The organism is Candidatus Thiodubiliella endoseptemdiera, from assembly GCF_964212635.1.
Lineage (GTDB): Bacteria > Pseudomonadota > Gammaproteobacteria > PS1 > Pseudothioglobaceae > Thiodubiliella > Thiodubiliella endoseptemdiera.
Window position 1 is genome coordinate 840,692 of record NZ_OZ156463.1, and the last position, 16,942, is coordinate 857,633.

The window sequence follows — 16,942 nt, forward strand, 5'->3', positions numbered from 1 at the left end:
AACTTAAGCAATTTCTACAATTGCTTGGCAATTAGATCCTCAGGAGGAGTGCTCCGTCCATCGGTATTATCCCCCCAACAGGCTACACTATTATCATGTTTAATAGCACAGGAATGCCAAGACCCTAGAGAAACTTTTTTTGCTATTAGTCCTACAGGTACATTTGTAATTTGTAAATCACTCAGCCCCCAGCAGATTACGCTATCATCAAGCTTAATAGCACAAGAATGTAAAGCTCCTAAGGCTATTTGTTTTGCTAATAAATCTGCAGGTGCAATACCATCCCCCCAACATTCAACAGTGTTGTCAAACTTAATAGCACAAGAATGGTTTACTCCTAATGCAATTTGCTTGGCAATCAAGCCATTTGGAACTGTGCTTTGTCCGTTATTATTGTTACCCCAACATTCAATAGTGTTATCAAACTTAATAGCACATGAGTTAAAACCACCATGAGAGCTCGCCGACCCTAGTTGACAAGCAGGCCCACATCTCTGTGCTTCAGTTTCTTGCAAATAATTTTCCAACAAAGCAGCCCTAGCAGGCAAAAACTGCTCAGTCAGTGCTGAGGACAAATTACCTTGTTCGTTGACATGAACAAAAAAACCACTGCGTGGCCAGTGTACATTTGGGGCAATTTCTGCACCATTGTTGTTTTGATGACAACCGCCACAACTCATAGCTTCTGCACGGTTTCTAATCATTTGTGGCGTATAAGATGATAAACCTAAATCAGTGAGTTTATTATTAATTGCGGTATCTAGGATTGCATTGCTTGGACGTGCAGTATTATCACTACTACTTGAGTCTGATTGGAATTCATTGTAATGGTTATCACTACCCAAACTAAAACCATTGATAATACTGGTAGCGCTAGGACTATCTGATTGTCTTTCAGGGGTTAGGAGATTATCGATGTAGTGGTTATTAAAATCATTGTTAAAATAAATTCTTGATGCTTTGAGTGCATCTGAATCTTGTGCACTTACAAAAAGTTCAGTCAATGGATTAGATTTAACAGTGTCAGCAACAAATACGGCTTTACCACTGGCATCAATATTGGTTTTAAACTCTCTAAGTTGCCAAGGACCATCAACAAATTGATTAGAGCGAACTTGTCCTGTTCCATGGGTGTAATGAGTAAAGTTAATGGCTGCTGGCAGGCTTACACCATTATGCTTGAGCCCTTGGTAGAAGAATTTTTCCAACTCTATTAGAGCCTCTACTTTGGTTTTTTGTCCGACTTTTTGCCAAAAGTCGGCCACAGCAAAACAGCCTGCTGGACCTTGCTCTGGTTCAGGGTTAGGATATTGAGCTTCAAAAATTAAAAAGAAACGACCTGCACCACTATTCTTATGATAAACAATACGATATTCACCACAGTGTTCGCCACTGCTGGCAGATAAATCAAAACGGTTAAATATTGCTGTTGGCAACATGTCGTTATTGATTAAGTCACTTGGGTTGAGGTTTACTTCTTGGTCTCTTACCTGCAAGGGTATATTGACAAAGCCATTGGCTTTTGAGGTGGTGTTTAAGGTATTAAACAAACTGCCCAGTAGTTGGGCATTGGAATTGTCAGTTGTGGTTTCGTTACTGGTATTGCGAATATTTGTTAGGGTTTTGTCAAGAGAAAAAGCATTGTTAAAAGCAGTGATATTTACACCGCTATCACCTCGGCTAAAAACCAAAGCGTTGTTGTTGATAGTGTCTGTTGAGAATGCTGATAGGGCTGGTGCAGTTCTAAATCTTGATAACTGTGGAGTTTGAGAAGTTGATTGTTTTTGCAAAAACCTATCCATTAGGTTAGGTTCAGCTGTGCGACCACCAGCAATAGCTATATTCATTGTACTTGTTATACTAAAAGTAGTTTGTGTGTTTTGCATAAAACTTCCCTAATTAATTTAACAGTTGCGATTCATTATAACCATTTTTTTTGGCTAATGGGGGGCGTTTTTATAAATGGTATAAACTCAAACTTCGCGCCGATAACTAATTGCTTCAATTAAATGGAGCTTATCAACGACTTCATCGCCTGCCAAATCAGCAATAGTGCGAGCGACCTTTAAAATACGGTGATAGGCTCTTGCTGATAAGTGAAATTTATCAATCGAAATTTCTAATAAATGTTTGTTGTCTTGATTAAGTTTAATAAGCTTATCAAGTTCATCAGGTGATAGTTTGTCATTGATTTTTCCTTGTCTCTTAATTTGTTTATTGTAGGCTTTTAACACTCTTTCTCGTATAACTTCACTTGACTCTGCGCTACTATTGGTTTGTTCAAGTAGTGCTTCTTTAGGCAGTGGTGGCACAGTAAGCACCATGTCAATTCTGTCAAGTAATGGACCTGATATTTTGTTTTTATACCGGTCAATTTGGTCTTCGGTGCAATGGCATTTTGATGTGCCATCGCCATAATACCCACAGGGGCAGGGATTCATTGCGCCGATGAGTTGGAAATTGGCAGGAAAAATGGCTTGTTGCGCGGCACGAGATAGGTGGATTTCGCCTTTTTCTAGTGGCTGTCGTAATACTTCTAAAACGCTTCTTGGAAATTCTGGCAATTCATCTAAAAATAGCACACCTTCATGGGCTAATGAAATTTCCCCTGGTTTGGGTGGTGAACCGCCTCCGACTAATGCTACTGCCGATGATGAATGATGTGGACTGCGGAAGGGACGGATTTTGAGTTGATTTAACTCTAAAGGCTTGTTGGCAACTGAATAAATAGACGCACGCTCCAATGCCTTAATGATGCCGAGTGAGGGCATAATCGATGGCAATCGCTCTGCTAACATCGTTTTACCTGAGCCAGGTGGGCCAATTAAAAGTAGGTTGTGTCCGCCACTAACGGCAATTTCTAAAGCGTGTTTAGCGTGATGTTGCCCTTTAACTTGAGCAAAATCATTTTGATAAACGGGTTGATTATCAGTCAAATTATGCACTAATTTATCAACATCACTAACCCCTTGCAAAAACTCACAAACCTTTAGTAGGTGGTGACATGGATAGATTTTTGCCTGACTCACCAATGTGTATTGCTCGGCTTCTTGCATCGGCAAAATAATATTATGTGCAGCCTGACTACTGGCAATAATAGCAGGCAGCAATCCTTCAGTAGCGCGCAATGTGCCATCCAGCCCTAATTCGCCATATAATTCAAAATTATCTAGGTTGATGCTAGGTTTAAGTTGCTCACTTGACAATAGCAAGCCAATCGCAATAGGCAAATCATAACGCCCACCACTTTTAGGTAAATTGGCAGGTGCTAAACTAACTGTAATGCGTCCTTTGGGGAATTTGAATTGCGAATTCATCAGTGCACTACGGACACGGTCTTTGCTTTCACGCACTGCCCCTTCGGGCAAACCGACGATGGAAAACCCAGGCAAACCCCCTGAAATATGCACCTCAATAGTAACGAGTGGCGCATCCATTCCTGTGGATGCACGGGTGAAAATTTTAGCTAATTTACTCATACTGCTTGTAATTCCTCTAAACTCCATCTTGGATTAATAACAATTTCATTGCCGCTCGTGGTTTGTCCCCTGACTAATCTGAGATGTCCTGCAAGTGCAATCATTGCACCATTATCGGTGCAAAATTCTTGACGCGGATAAAATACTTCTGCTTTTGCTTTTTTACCCATTGTATTTAATTCCTTACGCAATGCAGTATTGGCACTCACGCCACCTGCAACCACCAAAGTTTTATACCCTGTTTGCACTAAGGCACGGCGACATTTAATCATCAGTGTTTGCGTTGATGCCACTTCAAAGGCTTTAGCAATATCAGCTTTTTGCTCCGGGTATTTGGCAAAAGTATTACGGGCAAAAGTTTTAAGTCCGCTGAAACTAAAATCTAGACCAGGTCTATCAATCATCGGTCTTGGAAATTTAAATGTCCCTTCAACGCCTTGCTCGGCAAGTGTTGCTAAGGCTGGTCCTCCCGGATAGCCCAAACCTAAAATCTTGGCAGTTTTATCAAAGGCTTCGCCCACAGCGTCGTCCAAAGATTCGCCTAATATTTTATACTGCCCTATGGCTTTGACATCGACTAACATCGTATGCCCGCCCGACACTAATAATGCTACAAAAGGAAATTTTGGTTGTTTTGCTTCTAATAAAGGAGCAAGTAAATGCCCTTCCATATGATGCACACCGAGAGCGGGAATCTTGAGGCTCCACGCCAAAGATTTTGCCACTGCACTACCTACCAATAATGCCCCTGCCAAGCCTGGCCCTGCGGTATAAGCAATGCCATCAATATCGGTAAGTTGTAAATTTGCCTCTTTGAGCACAGCTTTAATCAGGGGTAATACGCGTTGGATATGGTCACGAGATGCCAATTCTGGCACAACACCACCATATTCTGCGTGGATCTCAACTTGGGAAAATAATTGATGTGCAATTAGTCCGTCTTGCTCTGAATACAAACCGATACCTGTTTCATCGCACGAACTTTCTATGCCAAGTGTGATAAATTTAGCCACGCTCGCCCAGATAAACTTCACGCACTCTGTCGTTATCTAAAATATCATCTTTGCTGCCTTCAGCAATAATTGTACCTCCGTGCAACACATAAGAATGGTCACATGTATCTAACATTTCACGGTAATTATGGTCGGTAATCAACACGCCAATGCCCTTATCTTTCAACTGAAAAATAATCTCTTGTATGTCGCCGACAGAAATCGGGTCAACTCCCGCAAATGGCTCATCTAATAAGACAAATTTTGGATGCATTGCCAATGCTCTGGCAATTTCCACGCGTCGCCTTTCACCACCTGATAGACTCAAACCATCTAATTTGCGAATATGTTGAATATTAAATTCATTCAATAAACCTTCTAAATTATCTTCTTTAGCCTCTTTGTCTAAATTATTATTCAGTTCTAAAACTGCCATAATATTATCTTCAACCGAGAGTTTCCTGAAAATAGAAGGCTCTTGAGGTAAATAACCCAACCCCAATTTAGCGCGTTTGTGCATTGGTAAACGCTCAATCCTATGATTATTTAGGGCTACTTGCCCTGAATCGGATTTAACCAATCCACAAGCAATATAAAAACAAGTGGTTTTTCCTGCACCATTAGGGCCAAGCAATCCCACTATTTCACCGCTTTGTACAAAAAATGAAGCATTAGAAACCACATTTCTACCTGAGTAGGATTTACTAATATTAGAAATATTAAGCGAGTGCGCTGTGGACATAAGTCAAAAAATGTTTATAATTGCCAATTTTATCACTAATACTTAAGCTTATGTTTGCCACTAAAAAACCTGATACTGTTACACCATCAAAAGCACCAACTTCTGTTCCACCTAAGCCAACCCCTAGAACAGCAAATAGTGCTCAACACACTTCCGCTACCCCTGTTACTAGCAAAACAGGGAAAACTACTATTTCTAAAGATTGTTTTATTAAAGGAGACCTTTGCATAAATATGAATAATCATCAAAACGCCATCTTTCATCAAATTACAAACTTTTTAAAAACACCCTTAGCCCTGCTAGGAGTGGATTTAAAAAATTTCCAATTTAATAAAATCTGTCATTTTGCTAATCATCCCTATTTATGCAAAGGTCTCTAAAGGGGATATTGCAGGCAATGATGATATTAGTGTCTTGGGTAAAGTAGATGGTACTATCACCCTTAAAGATAGCGTTCTTACTATTGAAGAGTCGGGCAATGTGAAAGCCAATATCTTTGCTAGACTAGTTAATGTGATTGGCGAAGTGACTGGCAATATTGATGCTGGAGAGAAAATCATTATTCACGAGGACGGCAATGTAACTGGTGATATGACTGCACCAAAAATTATCTTAAAAGACGGTTCTTATTTCAAGGGCAATGTTTCTATGACTAGCGGGAAGGTAGATGAAGAACCTGCAAAAACTGAGATGAATAAACCTGCTTAATAGCGTCTTTGGTTTTAACCAATAACACCCCTTCCTTGTTGACACCATAACACAGGCCTGAAAAGATCTGTTTTTTATCGTCATATTGAACTTCAATACCGTGTAAATAATCAACATTAGCCCATTTTTGGGTGAAATACTCAAAGCCTTTGATTTCAAAAATCTGACAAAATTGTAGGATTTTATCAATCAATGATTTGGTTAACTCCAATTGATTGATGGGGGTTTTACTGATAGTGTGCAAATCTGTCCACAGCGTTTGGCAACCAATATTGACATCAATATTCAAACCAATACCGATAACAACAGACTGTGTTTGATTTTGCAGACTGTTTTCAATCAATATTCCTGCTAATTTTTTATCCTGGTAATAAACATCATTTGGCCATTTTAATTTCAAATCGGGCATATCCAACACTTCAATCAACGCCAATCCAATCACCAAGCTCAGTCCACTCAAATTCACATCTGCTGGAAATATCCTACGAATAGAGAGCAAAATACTGCTATTTTTATCACTATACCATTGCCGATTGTGTTGCCCTTTACCTTGTGTTTGTCGCGTGCTGACGCATACTTGAGTTTTCGGCGAAAAGACCAACGCTGAAAGATAATCGTTGGTGCTGGGGATGGTATCAAAAATATGGCAATCAATGTCGCCAGATAAATGGATTTTTAAATCAGAATAATCAACCATACCGCTACAACTAACATTAAGGATAACCAAACTGCTGCGGAACCCATATCTTTTGCGGCACCTGAAAGTATATGATACTCATCACCAATTCTATCTACAACCGATTCGATGGCTGAATTTAAAATTTCAACAATAAGCACCAAAAAGACAGGGGCAATAAGCAACACGCGTTCAACGGCCCCGTCGCGTAAATAGAATGCCAAAGGGATTAAGATAATACTAAGCCAGACCTCTTGTCTAAAAGCAGCTTCCGATTGATAGCAGACCTTAAGCCCTTGCATAGAAAATGTGTAAGCACTAAAAATTCGCTTTAATCCTGTTGCTTCGTTTTTCATATAAGTATTTAGCGTATAAAATGAGATAATTTTACACCGAAAAACAACAACAATGAAAATAGCCATCAAAGTAGCAATGGGTGTTGAGTATATGGGCAGTGACTTCCACGGATGGCAGTTGCAAAAATCTGGCATTCGCACTGTTCAACAAGTAGTCGAAAAAGCACTATCAAGTGTTGCTGACCACCCTGTACGGGTATTTTGCTCGGGTAGGACGGATGCGGGTGTACATGCTATTGAGCAAGTTATTCACTTTGAAACAAGTGCAGACAGAGAAGATAAGGCATGGCTTTTTGGTGGCAATGTCAATCTACCTCATGATGTCAATTTTGTTTGGGTGAAACGCGTTGATGAGGATTTCCATGCACGCTTTAATGCTCACGCAAGGCGCTACCATTACAAGATTCATAATACGCCAGTGCGTTCTGCTCTGATGGCTAAACACACCTTATGGGAGCCAAGAGTATTAGAGATAGAAGCAATGAGTAAGTCCGCTGAATGTTTACTCGGTGAACATGATTTTTCAGCTTTTCGTGGTAGTCTATGCCAAGCAAAATCACCCATCAAAACCATTGAGTTTATAAAGCTCACTCAACATGGCAATGAAATTCTATTGGATATTAAAGCCAATGCCTTCTTGCACCATATGGTGCGCAATATCGTCGGTACACTACTCAAAGTAGGCAGGGGTGAAAAACCTGTTGAATGGGTTAAAGAAGTATTAATCTCTAAAGATAGAAAAAAGGCGGGTGCAACCGCCCCGCCTCAAGGTTTATATTTTATTAAAGCCTTCTACCCTAACTTATGAGACCTTTGCATAAATATGAATAATCATCAAAACGCCATCTTTCATCAAATTACAAACTTTTTAAAAACACCCTTAGCCCTGCTAGGAGTGGATTTAAAAAATTTCCAATTTAATAAAATCTGTCATTTTGCTAATCATCCCTATTTATGCAAAGGTCTCACTTATAAATCAGTTTTTTCGAAGTTGTTTACTAGCCAATACCATATTAGTCAATGCAGGAATTACCTCATCCCAATGTCTGGTTTTTAACCCACAATCAGGGTTAACCCACAGTCTTTTAGCAGGAATGTGTTGGGCTGCTTTTTGCATGAGTTTAACCATGGAAGTAACTGAAGGGATGTTAGGAGAATGAATGTCATAAACCCCTGGGCCTATTTCATTGGGATAATCAAACTTATCAAATACATCCAATAATTCCATGTCCGAGCGAGAGGTTTCAATAGTGATAACATCAGCATCCATCTGCGCTATTGCCTCAATAATATCGTTAAATTCTGAATAGCACATATGAGTATGAATTTGGGTTTCATCACTCACACCATTAGCGCTAATTCGATAAGCCTTAATCGCCCAATCAAGATAAGTTTGCCACTGAGATTTTCGCAGTGGCAAGCCTTCTCTTAATGCTGCCTCATCAATTTGGATGATATTTATATTAGACTTTTCAAGGTCTAATACTTCCTCTCTAATAGCCAAAGATAACTGTAAACAGGTTGTTGCTCTTGGCTGGTCATCCCGCACAAATGACCAATTCAACATCGTAACAGGGCCTGTAAGCATGCCTTTCATGGGTTTATTGGTGAGTGACTGAGCGTAGCTTATCCAATCTAGTGTCATGGGTTTTGGACGAGAAATATCACCAAAAATAATCGGTGGTTTAACACAACGAGAGCCATAAGATTGCACCCAACCAAATTGGCTAAATACGTAGCCACTGAGTTGTTGCCCAAAATATTCTACCATATCGTTACGCTCAGGTTCACCATGTACCAAAACATCCAAACCTAAATCTTCTTGTACTCGCACACAATGTCGAATCTCAGTCTGCATTGCTTGTGTGTATTTCTCTGTTGATAATTTACCCAATTTATAATCACGCCTAACTTGTCTAATCTCTAGCGTTTGTGGAAATGAGCCAATAGTCGTGGTTGGGTATAAAGGCAGATTAAATTTTTCACTTTGTACTTTTTCCCTGCTCTTATAATTAGACTGGCGATTGCCCAGTTTATCATTCACTTTAGCAGCACGCTCTTTAACGGCACTATTATGTACAAGTGATGAATATTTTCTGGCATTAATGGCATCAATATTGCTCGCTATTTCTTTAGTGACACTTGCTTGTCCTTGATTAAGTGCTTGTGCTAATAGTCTTAACTCTTCTAATTTTTGCACAGCAAACCCAAGCCATGATTTAATGTCGCCATCTAGTTCTTGCTCGCTGTCTAAATCCACAGGTACATGTAATAATGAACAAGATGGTGCTAACCACAATCTATCCTGTAATTGTTGGTGAATAGGTTCTAACCACAACAAGGTTGCACTTAAATCTGTTTTCCAAATATTACGACCATTCACCACGCCCAAGGATAGAATCTTACTATCTGGCAGACTATTAATCACTAATTGAACCTCATCTTTTGTATTAACCGCATCAATATGTAGACCATCAATGGGTAAATCACAAACAAGATTCAAGTTGTCCTGTAACGAGCCAAAATAACTAGCCAGCAACAATTTAATTGAGCTATTGGCTAATATGTCGTAAGTTTTCCTAAAAGCTACTTGCCAATCTACTTCCAATTCTGTGACTAAAACAGGCTCATCAACTTGTACCCACTCTATATCTAACTTTGCCAATTCATCAAATAGTTGCACATACACTTTAACCAATGAATCTAATAAATCCAGTTTGTTGGTTTTGTCTTTAGACTTGCCTAACCATAAATAAGTGATTGGACCAATAACAACAGGCTTAACCTTCACACCTTGTTCTTGCGCTTGCCTAATTTGTGCAATCAGGTGTTGTGCTTGAAGTGCAAAATTTGTCTCTTGACTAAACTCTGGCACAATGTAGTGATAATTAGTATCAAACCATTTTGTCATCTCGCCCGCTTGAATGCAAGTGCAGTCAGATTCATTAACAGAAGCCCGCCCACGTGCTACTCGAAAATAATTATCTAACTCATTGTCTGATAAAATTTTGGCGCGTTTCGGCACATTGTCTAATAAAAAACTCATGTCCAAAACTTGGTCATAAAAAGAAAAATCACCCACTGGCACCCAATCTAATTTATTTTGATTCTGCCAGTGTTGCTTACGTAATATATCAGCAGTTTGTAATAACGCATCTTGAGAAATAGTGTTTGACCAATATTTTTCTAATGCAAACTTTAACTCTCGATGTTTACCAATGCGTGGAAAACCCAGATTGTGTGTTATGACCATAATAGTTCCTTAATGTTGAAAGTTGATTATTTTATAAGGGCTATAATATGAAGTAAAATGATTATTTTTAACTTAATAATGAATTATATTCATATATGATAACGCTGAAACATTTGAAAATCATACAAGCATTACATGAAAACAGCACTTTAACACGCGCTGCAAATGTGTTGTATTTAAGTCAATCTGCCTTATCCCACCAAATTCGCTACTTGGAGGAGAAATTAGGTATTGCGCTTTGGGAGCGAGAAGGTAGAAATTTACGTCTCACAAAAGCAGGTGAATTACTATTACAAACTGCACAACAATTGCTACCCATCTTAGAACAAACTGAGAAAACTCTAAAAGCCTATGCACAAGGTCGCCAAGGTATTTTACGCATAGGCGTTGAATGCTACCCTTGCTATGAGTGGCTAACAAAGGTCATTGGTGTGTTTTTGCAAAAAATGCCTAATGTTGAAGTAGAAATTATCAACAAATTTCAATTTTCTGGGTACGAAGGTTTACTCAATTATCATATTGATATTTTAATTACACCTGATAGTGAGAGAAAAGCAGATATTCATATTGAAACACTCGCCCAATATAATTTAGTACTCTTAGTTGCTAATGAACATCCACTAGCGCATAAGACAATAATTACACCAAAAGATTTAACTCATGAAACTTTACTGACTTTTCCTGTGCCATTAGAACGGCTTGATATTTTGACGCAATTTTTAAATCCAGCGCACATCAAGCCCCAACATATTAAAAAAATTGAATCTATTGAACTCATGCTACAAATGACAGCGCTCAAGCGTGGCGTTTGCATATTGCCAGAATGGTTAGCAAATGAATTTATTAAAAAAATGCCTATTAAAAAAATTCAAATAGGTGCGCAGGGGCTTAATCAAAAATTATTTGCAATTTTGCGCAAACAAGATAAAGAAATTAATTATATTCAACGCTTTGTCAAAATTAGCAAGGAAGTGGTTAATGTGCTTTAAGGAGACCTTTGCATAAATAGGGATGATTAGCAAAATGACAGATTTTATTAAATTGGAAATTTTTTAAATCCACTCCTAGCAGGGCTAAGGGTGTTTTTAAAAAGTTTGTAATTTGATGAAAGATGGCGTTTTGATGATTATTCATATTTATGCAAAGGTCTCTTAAGGTCATTAAAATTCAAAAATAGATATTTTTTAACCAGTAAAACTTGTTAGCGGTGATTAGTAATGTTGTGATTATGGTATAATTTTGCCTACTGTTTTTTACGCTTAATAAAATCAAAACCATGTTCAGTAAAAAAAATATTTCAGCCATTATTTTTGCTATTTTTGCCGTGTGGCTTTCAACAATTGCACCAACCACCTCTATTTCTTGGATGTTGGGTATTCTTGTATTAACAATTTACTTATTTGCTTTTGAGGTGGTAGAGGTTGATGAGGCTGCCATTACCATTATGATCATCTTAGGGCTAAGCTCTTTGCCATGGATTCATAATTTAATGGGGCTAGAAGAGGGACTAGTTGACAACCAAAGATTGTTTGATGGATTCTCCTCTAATGCGGTTATGTCAATTATTGCGGTAATGATTATTGGGGCAGGCTTGGATAAAACTGGGCTGATGGGCAGAGTTGCTACTTTTATTCTTAAAGTAGGTGGCACCTCTGAGCCAAGAGTAATTCCAATTATCTCTTCTACCGTTGGATTTATTTCATCTTTCATGCAAAATGTGGGTGCAGCTGCACTATTTATTCCTGTTGTGAGTCGTATTTCATCACGCTCAGGTATCCCAATGTCACGACTATTGATGCCAATGGGATTTACAGCAATTTTAGGTGGCACAATAACCATGGTAGGTTCTAGCCCTTTAATTTTGCTAAATGATTTAATTTTAACCACCAACCAAGGATTAGAAGTTGGACAGCAGATGGATACTTGGGGGTTATTCTCCGTAACACCAATAGGTATTGCACTGGTCATAACAGGTATTGTATATTTCGCCATTGCTGGCAAGTTTGTCTTACCTGCAACCAAAAAAGAGCAGTCAGAATCTATATCAGCCATCGAACACTTTCACCAAGTTTACAACATAGATTATGATTTATTTGAGGTCAGCGTCCCTAAAGATTCCAACTTAATTGGCATGACGCTTGATGATATTGAAACGGCTGCTAAAATTAGAATTATCGCCATTCAGACCATTGAAGGAGAAACATTTATTGGACACCACTCAGTTGAACGAAGCACCACTATTCAACCACAAATGACCTTAGGCGTATTGACAACAAAAGAACATTTGGATGCTTTTGTTCAAGGCTTTCATCTTGAGCTGTCAGACACCATTGAAAAATTCTCTAACTTACTGTCTACACAAGAATGTGGCACAGCAGAAATTGTTATCCCACCTAATTCTTCACTTATTAACCAAAGCGCTAGAGATGTATGGTTACGCAAGACCTATGGCATTGCCATGGTAGCCCTACATCGTGGTGGTAAAACCATGCAAGAAGGTGAAGGTATTCGTAATATGCCATTTCAATCAGGCGATACATTAATTGTCCATACACGCTGGGTTGACCTTGATAGACTGCAATCTAATACTGATTTTATTGTCATTACTTCTGAGTATCCAAGACAAGAAGAGTACCGACCTGAGAAAATCAAATGGGCAAGTATTTTCTTTGCCATTGCGCTTTTCTTAGTATTATTTACCGATATTAAACTCTCCATCGCGCTTATGACTGGCGCCTTGGGTATGATTTTATCTGGTGTTATTAAAATAGAAGAGGCCTATCGTGCGGTTTCTTGGAAAACAGTATTCCTATTAGCCAGTCTTATTCCGTTAGGCATGGCAGTGTCAAAAACTGGCACCGCCTTATGGATTGCACAAGAGACAGTTAAAGTAGTTGGTGATATGGCACCTTGGGTAATACTAACCTCAATTGTGGTATTGGCAACTTTCTTTACCCTAGTCATGTCTAATGTAGGTGCAACCATTCTCTTAGTACCTATTGCTGTTAATATTGCCATTCAAGTAGGGGAAGACCCTGCAGTTTATGCACTGGCAGTCGCCATTGCCACTTCAAACTCATTTTTAATTCCCACCCATCAAGTGAATGCTTTAATTATGGGACCTGGTGGCTATAAGGTGGCAGATTTCATCAGGGCGGGTGGCTTTATGACAGTGTTATTTATCATTGTTATGATGTCAATGATGAGCCTCATCTTTTAAAATACTGTCCTAACCCTTAATTTAAGAGAATAATATTCCTAACAAGACAAAAAATTTAAATTCAGCACAAGCAAAAAAAAGACTGGTTGATGGCAATCAACGCTTTGTTGATGGTACTATATTACATCATAAATTTCATCCACATAGACATACAAAAGACATACAAGACCAAGAACCTTTTGCGATTGTATTAGGTTGTTCTGATTCGCGAGTGCCAATTGAGACTATCTTTGATCAGAGTTTTGGTGATTTGTTTATTATTCGTATTGCAGGAAATATAGTGGCCCCCTCACAAATGGGCAGTGTTGAGTTTGCAATCTCGAAATTTAAGGCTTCTTTGATTGTCGTGTTAGGACATTCTAACTGTGGCGCTATTAGTGCTACCATTGATGAGTGCATCAATAAAACACACCTATCAGGTAGTCTTCATTCTATTACTGATAGGATAAAGCCATCAATTCTACCCTTAATTGACTCAGGTTTATCAGACCATGAATTAATGCATCAGGCTGTTGAAGTTAACATTGTTAACTCCGTCAAGCAATTACAAAATCAATCACCAATTATTAAAGAGGCTATCGAAAATAATAAACTAGAAGTTATAGGTGCTAATTACTCTTTAAAATCAGGTGCAGTTAATTTTCAAACTTAATTTATCTAAGCTTTTTTCTACAGCTGTTTATTTAACGTTCTTTTGATTTTGTTTTATGATTTTATCTAAAATTTCGTGCATTTCAGCCAAACCAGCTACTGGTAAAACTAAACGGTGGGAAATCTTGCGAAATTCTTTTTGCTCATCAATGCCATCTTCGTCTATGACTGGTGAAGATTGATAAAAATCAATCTTTGCAACATTTTGACGAATACTAATACTCGCTGTACCGTCAACATAGGTTTCATCAATTAAGTTTATTGTTTGTGGCTGAGCCACTTCAGATGTTGAACTTACTGCTTTTGTTTTAGACTCTGCCTTTTTCTTTTCCATTTCTCTTCCTTAGTTTTAAAAAAAACTTATTATACCAAGATATTTGAATGAATAGGATAATTAAAAATCCTCGTCCCAATCAACCAAAATTTGTTGTTTTTCGATATTGACTTCACACAAAAATGGTTCAATATACGGTACCCAATGCTCTTTTTCCCCTTGTACAATGAGCACATGATTAGCACCCGTATCCATCAAATTTTGCACTTTTCCAAGTACAAAATTTGATTGATTAACCACTTCCAAACCAATTAAATCTTTCCAATAGTGCTCACCTTTTTTGAGTTTGGGTAGTTGAGATTTCTCAATATAGACATCAATGCCAATCATTGCTCTGGCTTGCTCTCTGTTGTCAATATCTTTAATTTTCGCAACAATAGTTTTACCCTGCTCTCGACCATTAATAAATTCCAAAGTCTGCCATTGCCCGCCAATTTCAATATGCCAAGGCTTGTAAGTAAGGATATTTTTTCTTGGCTCTGTATGTGAAAATATTTTCACCCAGCCCTGAACGCCAAAAAGGCCGTTAATCGTACCGACCAACAGCCTTTTTGTGTTTGGATTGCTCACTGAATTACTCAGCTGGCTTTTCCTCTTCTGACACTTCTTCAGCAGGTGTTTCTTCAACTGATGCTGCCTCAGCTTCGGCGGCGGCTTTGGCTTTTATTTCGGCTTCTTTTGCTGCCGCTTCTTCTGCTTCTGCCGCTGCCACTTCATCTGCTTTCGCTTTTGCCTCTGTTGCTAATCTAGCTGCAACAGCTTCTGCACGCACTTGTTGCACTGCAATACGCTTTTCACGGATTGAAGGGTCTCTAAATTCTTTAATAAGTTGCTTAACACGATCAGTAATTTGTGCACCTTTCGATGTCCAATACTCTAATCTCTCTTCTTCGATAGTAAGCCTAACTTCTTGTCCGCGAGCCACTGGATTAAAATATCCAATACGCTCAATGTATGCACTGTCCCTACGCTTGCGAGAGTCTGTTGCTACAATTGAATAAAAAGGTTTTTTCTTGGCTCCACCTCGGGCTAGTCTAATTTTAACCATGGTTTTTTGCTCCTTTTTTATAAATAAACTTGCACCAAAACAATGCAAGACGCAATATTATATCAGTTTTTCAATATCGTTTGCTAGTTTCTCTGCGTCGCCCGTGTAATTCATCGGGGTTAACTCAGATAAGGCTTTTTTTGCCGCTTCTGGCATATCCAAATCTTTGACAAATTCCGCTAATACTTGTGCATTAATCGTTTGACCCCGTGTTAGTGCTTTGAGTTTTTCATAAGGTTCGTCAATGCCGTAACGACGCATCACTGTCTGAATGGGTTCTGCCAACACTTCCCACGAACGGTTTAAATCTTCTAATAGTTTTGCTTCGTTGGTTTCCAATTTACCGATGCCTTTGGCAATCGACGCATATGCCACTAAACAATGGGCGCAACTCACGCCTAAATTTCTCAACACAGTTGAATCGGTCAAATCTCGTTGCCAACGAGAAATAGCCAGTTTGTCTGCTAAATGCGTGTTTAATGCATTGGCAATGCCCAAATTACCCTCACCATTTTCAAAATCAATCGGATTGACTTTGTGTGGCATGGTGGAGGATCCGACTTCACCCGCAATGGTTTTTTGCTTGAAATAGCCCAACGAAATATAGCCCCAAATATCACGACAAAAATCAATCAAAATGGTGTTAAAACGATTAATAGAATGAAAATATTCTGCCATATAATCGTGGGTTTCAATCTGTGGTGTATAAACGGCATAATTCACGCCCAAATCCTCGATAAATGTCTGTGAAATACGCTGCCAATCTAACTCTGGGTAAGCTGAAATGTGTGCGTTAAAATTACCGACTGCACCATTGAATTTACCCATCACTTTAACGCTTTCTAACTGTGCAATTTGGCGTTTGAGACGATAGGCAAAGTTTGCCATTTCTTTGCCCACTGTGGTGGGTGATGCAGTTTGACCGTGGGTGCGAGAGAGCATAGGAATGGTAGCGTTGTCTTTTGCCAAATTGGTCATTAAAGACAAAATATTGCGCATCTGCTCCAGCATCACTTCACGCCCATCAATCAACATCAGTGCATGTGACAAATTATTAATATCTTCCGAAGTGCAAGCAAAATGGAAAAACTCACTCACGGCATTCAACTCAGCATTGTCCTTGATTTTTTCTTTTAAGAAATATTCAACCGCCTTAACATCGTGATTAGTAGTGCGTTCAATGTCCTTTACCGCCTGTGCATCTGCCTCTGAAAAATTTGTGGCAATACTCGCCAAAAAATCAGACGCTTCTTTACTAAATGCAGGCACTTCACCAATCCCATCAATCTCTGACATCGCTTGCAACCATTTAACCTCAATCAGCACACGATATTTAATCAGTCCAAATTCACTGAAAATCGGGGCTAAAGCCTTGGTTTTGTCAAAATAGCGTCCGTCAATTGGGGAAATAGCAGTTAAGGCATTAAGTTCCATAATGTAATTAGTCAAATCAAATAAATGCTAAAATTATACGCTTTATACG

At 38.7% G+C, this 16,942-nt stretch carries 19 protein-coding genes; 7 read left to right on the forward strand and 12 right to left on the reverse strand.

Translation table 11 applies throughout. From position 1 onward, the window contains the following. Positions 1 to 14: 14 nt before the first annotated feature. The 4 genes from AB8525_RS04505 to lptB form a co-directional block, all read right to left on the reverse strand. Positions 15 to 1,886 carry an RCC1 domain-containing protein gene (locus AB8525_RS04505; RefSeq protein WP_369178861.1) on the reverse strand — a complete coding sequence of 624 codons (1,872 nt, stop codon included), beginning with the start codon at positions 1,884 to 1,886 and terminating at the stop codon, positions 15 to 17. An 87-nt stretch (positions 1,887 to 1,973) separates the two neighbouring features. Beyond that, positions 1,974 to 3,479, reverse strand: a complete 1,506-nt coding sequence (locus tag AB8525_RS04510) for a YifB family Mg chelatase-like AAA ATPase (RefSeq protein WP_369152904.1) — start codon at positions 3,477 to 3,479, stop codon at positions 1,974 to 1,976. Further along, the gene (tsaD, locus tag AB8525_RS04515) at positions 3,476 to 4,492 is read right to left on the reverse strand and encodes a tRNA (adenosine(37)-N6)-threonylcarbamoyltransferase complex transferase subunit TsaD (RefSeq protein ID WP_369178862.1); all 1,017 of its coding nucleotides are present in this window, start codon (positions 4,490 to 4,492) and stop codon (positions 3,476 to 3,478) included. The genes AB8525_RS04510 and tsaD overlap by 4 nt, the downstream gene beginning before the upstream one ends. Beyond that, positions 4,485 to 5,213 (reverse strand): LPS export ABC transporter ATP-binding protein, encoded by a 729-nt coding sequence (lptB, locus tag AB8525_RS04520; protein WP_369152906.1) that lies wholly within the window; start codon positions 5,211 to 5,213, stop codon positions 4,485 to 4,487. The genes tsaD and lptB overlap by 8 nt, the downstream gene beginning before the upstream one ends. 233 nt (positions 5,214 to 5,446) lie before the next feature. Between lptB and AB8525_RS04525 the strand changes: the two genes are divergently transcribed. Then, positions 5,447 to 5,593, forward strand: coding sequence for a hypothetical protein (locus AB8525_RS04525; RefSeq protein ID WP_369149988.1), 147 nt, complete (start codon positions 5,447 to 5,449; stop codon positions 5,591 to 5,593). Then, entirely contained in the window at positions 5,559 to 5,921 is a 363-nt protein-coding gene (locus AB8525_RS04530; RefSeq protein ID WP_369178864.1) for a polymer-forming cytoskeletal protein, read from the forward strand. Before AB8525_RS04525 ends, AB8525_RS04530 begins: the two co-directional genes overlap by 35 nt. On the opposite strand, the gene AB8525_RS04535 is transcribed toward AB8525_RS04530, so the two are convergent. Both AB8525_RS04535 and AB8525_RS04540 read right to left on the reverse strand, forming a co-directional pair. Then, the gene (locus AB8525_RS04535) at positions 5,866 to 6,618 is read right to left on the reverse strand and encodes a biotin--[acetyl-CoA-carboxylase] ligase (protein ID WP_369178865.1); all 753 of its coding nucleotides are present in this window, start codon (positions 6,616 to 6,618) and stop codon (positions 5,866 to 5,868) included. The two genes, AB8525_RS04530 and AB8525_RS04535, sit on opposite strands and share 56 nt — an antisense overlap. Continuing rightward, positions 6,597 to 6,953, reverse strand: a complete 357-nt coding sequence (locus AB8525_RS04540) for a diacylglycerol kinase (protein ID WP_369152910.1) — start codon at positions 6,951 to 6,953, stop codon at positions 6,597 to 6,599. The genes AB8525_RS04535 and AB8525_RS04540 overlap by 22 nt, the downstream gene beginning before the upstream one ends. Positions 6,954 to 7,005: 52 nt before the next feature. Between AB8525_RS04540 and truA the strand changes: the two genes are divergently transcribed. Both truA and AB8525_RS04550 read left to right on the forward strand, forming a co-directional pair. Next, complete coding sequence (truA, locus tag AB8525_RS04545; RefSeq protein ID WP_369178867.1) at positions 7,006 to 7,761, forward strand: tRNA pseudouridine(38-40) synthase TruA; 756 nt, start codon at positions 7,006 to 7,008, stop codon at positions 7,759 to 7,761. A gap of 15 nt (positions 7,762 to 7,776) precedes the next feature. Continuing rightward, positions 7,777 to 8,010: a hypothetical protein gene (locus AB8525_RS04550; RefSeq protein WP_369152912.1), complete on the forward strand. Its 234-nt coding sequence runs from the start codon at positions 7,777 to 7,779 to the stop codon at positions 8,008 to 8,010. On the opposite strand, the gene metE is transcribed toward AB8525_RS04550, so the two are convergent. Then, the gene (gene metE / locus AB8525_RS04555) at positions 7,930 to 10,206 is read right to left on the reverse strand and encodes a 5-methyltetrahydropteroyltriglutamate--homocysteine S-methyltransferase (protein ID WP_369178869.1); all 2,277 of its coding nucleotides are present in this window, start codon (positions 10,204 to 10,206) and stop codon (positions 7,930 to 7,932) included. The two genes, AB8525_RS04550 and metE, sit on opposite strands and share 81 nt — an antisense overlap. Positions 10,207 to 10,319: 113 nt before the next feature. On the opposite strand from metE, the gene AB8525_RS04560 reads away from it, so the two are divergent. Beyond that, positions 10,320 to 11,195: a LysR family transcriptional regulator gene (locus AB8525_RS04560; RefSeq protein ID WP_369152914.1), complete on the forward strand. Its 876-nt coding sequence runs from the start codon at positions 10,320 to 10,322 to the stop codon at positions 11,193 to 11,195. Here AB8525_RS04560 and AB8525_RS04565 read toward each other — a convergent pair. Next, positions 11,182 to 11,340 (reverse strand): hypothetical protein, encoded by a 159-nt coding sequence (locus AB8525_RS04565; protein WP_369152915.1) that lies wholly within the window; start codon positions 11,338 to 11,340, stop codon positions 11,182 to 11,184. The genes AB8525_RS04560 and AB8525_RS04565 overlap by 14 nt on opposite strands. Before the next feature lie 142 nt (positions 11,341 to 11,482). Between AB8525_RS04565 and AB8525_RS04570 the strand changes: the two genes are divergently transcribed. Further along, on the forward strand, positions 11,483 to 13,426 hold the full coding sequence (locus tag AB8525_RS04570) for an SLC13 family permease (protein ID WP_369178871.1): 1,944 nt from the start codon (positions 11,483 to 11,485) through the stop codon (positions 13,424 to 13,426). 211 nt (positions 13,427 to 13,637) lie between these two features. Further along, the gene (locus AB8525_RS04575) at positions 13,638 to 14,078 is read left to right on the forward strand and encodes a carbonic anhydrase (RefSeq protein ID WP_369178873.1); all 441 of its coding nucleotides are present in this window, start codon (positions 13,638 to 13,640) and stop codon (positions 14,076 to 14,078) included. A gap of 27 nt (positions 14,079 to 14,105) precedes the next feature. On the opposite strand, the gene AB8525_RS04580 is transcribed toward AB8525_RS04575, so the two are convergent. Genes AB8525_RS04580 through purB form a run of 4 tightly spaced genes read right to left on the reverse strand, consistent with a single transcriptional unit; the run spans position 14,106 to position 16,893 of the window. Next, positions 14,106 to 14,411 (reverse strand): hypothetical protein, encoded by a 306-nt coding sequence (locus AB8525_RS04580; protein WP_369178874.1) that lies wholly within the window; start codon positions 14,409 to 14,411, stop codon positions 14,106 to 14,108. 60 nt (positions 14,412 to 14,471) lie between these two features. Then, positions 14,472 to 14,981: a ribosome maturation factor RimM gene (rimM, locus tag AB8525_RS04585; protein WP_369152919.1), complete on the reverse strand. Its 510-nt coding sequence runs from the start codon at positions 14,979 to 14,981 to the stop codon at positions 14,472 to 14,474. 4 nt (positions 14,982 to 14,985) lie between these two features. After that, positions 14,986 to 15,459: a 30S ribosomal protein S16 gene (rpsP, locus tag AB8525_RS04590; protein WP_369178876.1), complete on the reverse strand. Its 474-nt coding sequence runs from the start codon at positions 15,457 to 15,459 to the stop codon at positions 14,986 to 14,988. A 57-nt stretch (positions 15,460 to 15,516) separates the two neighbouring features. Continuing rightward, a complete protein-coding gene (purB, locus tag AB8525_RS04595) occupies positions 15,517 to 16,893 on the reverse strand; it encodes an adenylosuccinate lyase (RefSeq protein WP_369178878.1) in 1,377 nt (458 codons plus the stop codon). Positions 16,894 to 16,942: the final 49 nt, after the last annotated feature.

What these genes read in the sequence shown, in the direction of transcription:
- AB8525_RS04505 (WP_369178861.1), bottom strand. Translation starts at nt 1,886, where the DNA reads ATGCAAAACACACAAACTACTTTTAGTATAACAAGTACAATGAATATA.
- AB8525_RS04510 (WP_369152904.1), bottom strand. Translation starts at nt 3,479, where the DNA reads ATGAGTAAATTAGCTAAAATTTTCACCCGTGCATCCACAGGAATGGAT.
- lptB (WP_369152906.1), bottom strand. Translation starts at nt 5,213, where the DNA reads ATGTCCACAGCGCACTCGCTTAATATTTCTAATATTAGTAAATCCTAC.
- AB8525_RS04525 (WP_369149988.1), top strand. Translation starts at nt 5,447, where the DNA reads ATGAATAATCATCAAAACGCCATCTTTCATCAAATTACAAACTTTTTA.
- AB8525_RS04535 (WP_369178865.1), bottom strand. Translation starts at nt 6,618, where the DNA reads ATGGTTGATTATTCTGATTTAAAAATCCATTTATCTGGCGACATTGAT.
- AB8525_RS04540 (WP_369152910.1), bottom strand. Translation starts at nt 6,953, where the DNA reads ATGAAAAACGAAGCAACAGGATTAAAGCGAATTTTTAGTGCTTACACA.
- truA (WP_369178867.1), top strand. Translation starts at nt 7,006, where the DNA reads ATGAAAATAGCCATCAAAGTAGCAATGGGTGTTGAGTATATGGGCAGT.
- AB8525_RS04550 (WP_369152912.1), top strand. Translation starts at nt 7,777, where the DNA reads ATGAATAATCATCAAAACGCCATCTTTCATCAAATTACAAACTTTTTA.
- metE (WP_369178869.1), bottom strand. Translation starts at nt 10,206, where the DNA reads ATGGTCATAACACACAATCTGGGTTTTCCACGCATTGGTAAACATCGA.
- AB8525_RS04565 (WP_369152915.1), bottom strand. Translation starts at nt 11,340, where the DNA reads ATGAATAATCATCAAAACGCCATCTTTCATCAAATTACAAACTTTTTA.
- AB8525_RS04570 (WP_369178871.1), top strand. Translation starts at nt 11,483, where the DNA reads ATGTTCAGTAAAAAAAATATTTCAGCCATTATTTTTGCTATTTTTGCC.
- AB8525_RS04580 (WP_369178874.1), bottom strand. Translation starts at nt 14,411, where the DNA reads ATGGAAAAGAAAAAGGCAGAGTCTAAAACAAAAGCAGTAAGTTCAACA.
- rpsP (WP_369178876.1), bottom strand. Translation starts at nt 15,459, where the DNA reads ATGGTTAAAATTAGACTAGCCCGAGGTGGAGCCAAGAAAAAACCTTTT.
- purB (WP_369178878.1), bottom strand. Translation starts at nt 16,893, where the DNA reads ATGGAACTTAATGCCTTAACTGCTATTTCCCCAATTGACGGACGCTAT.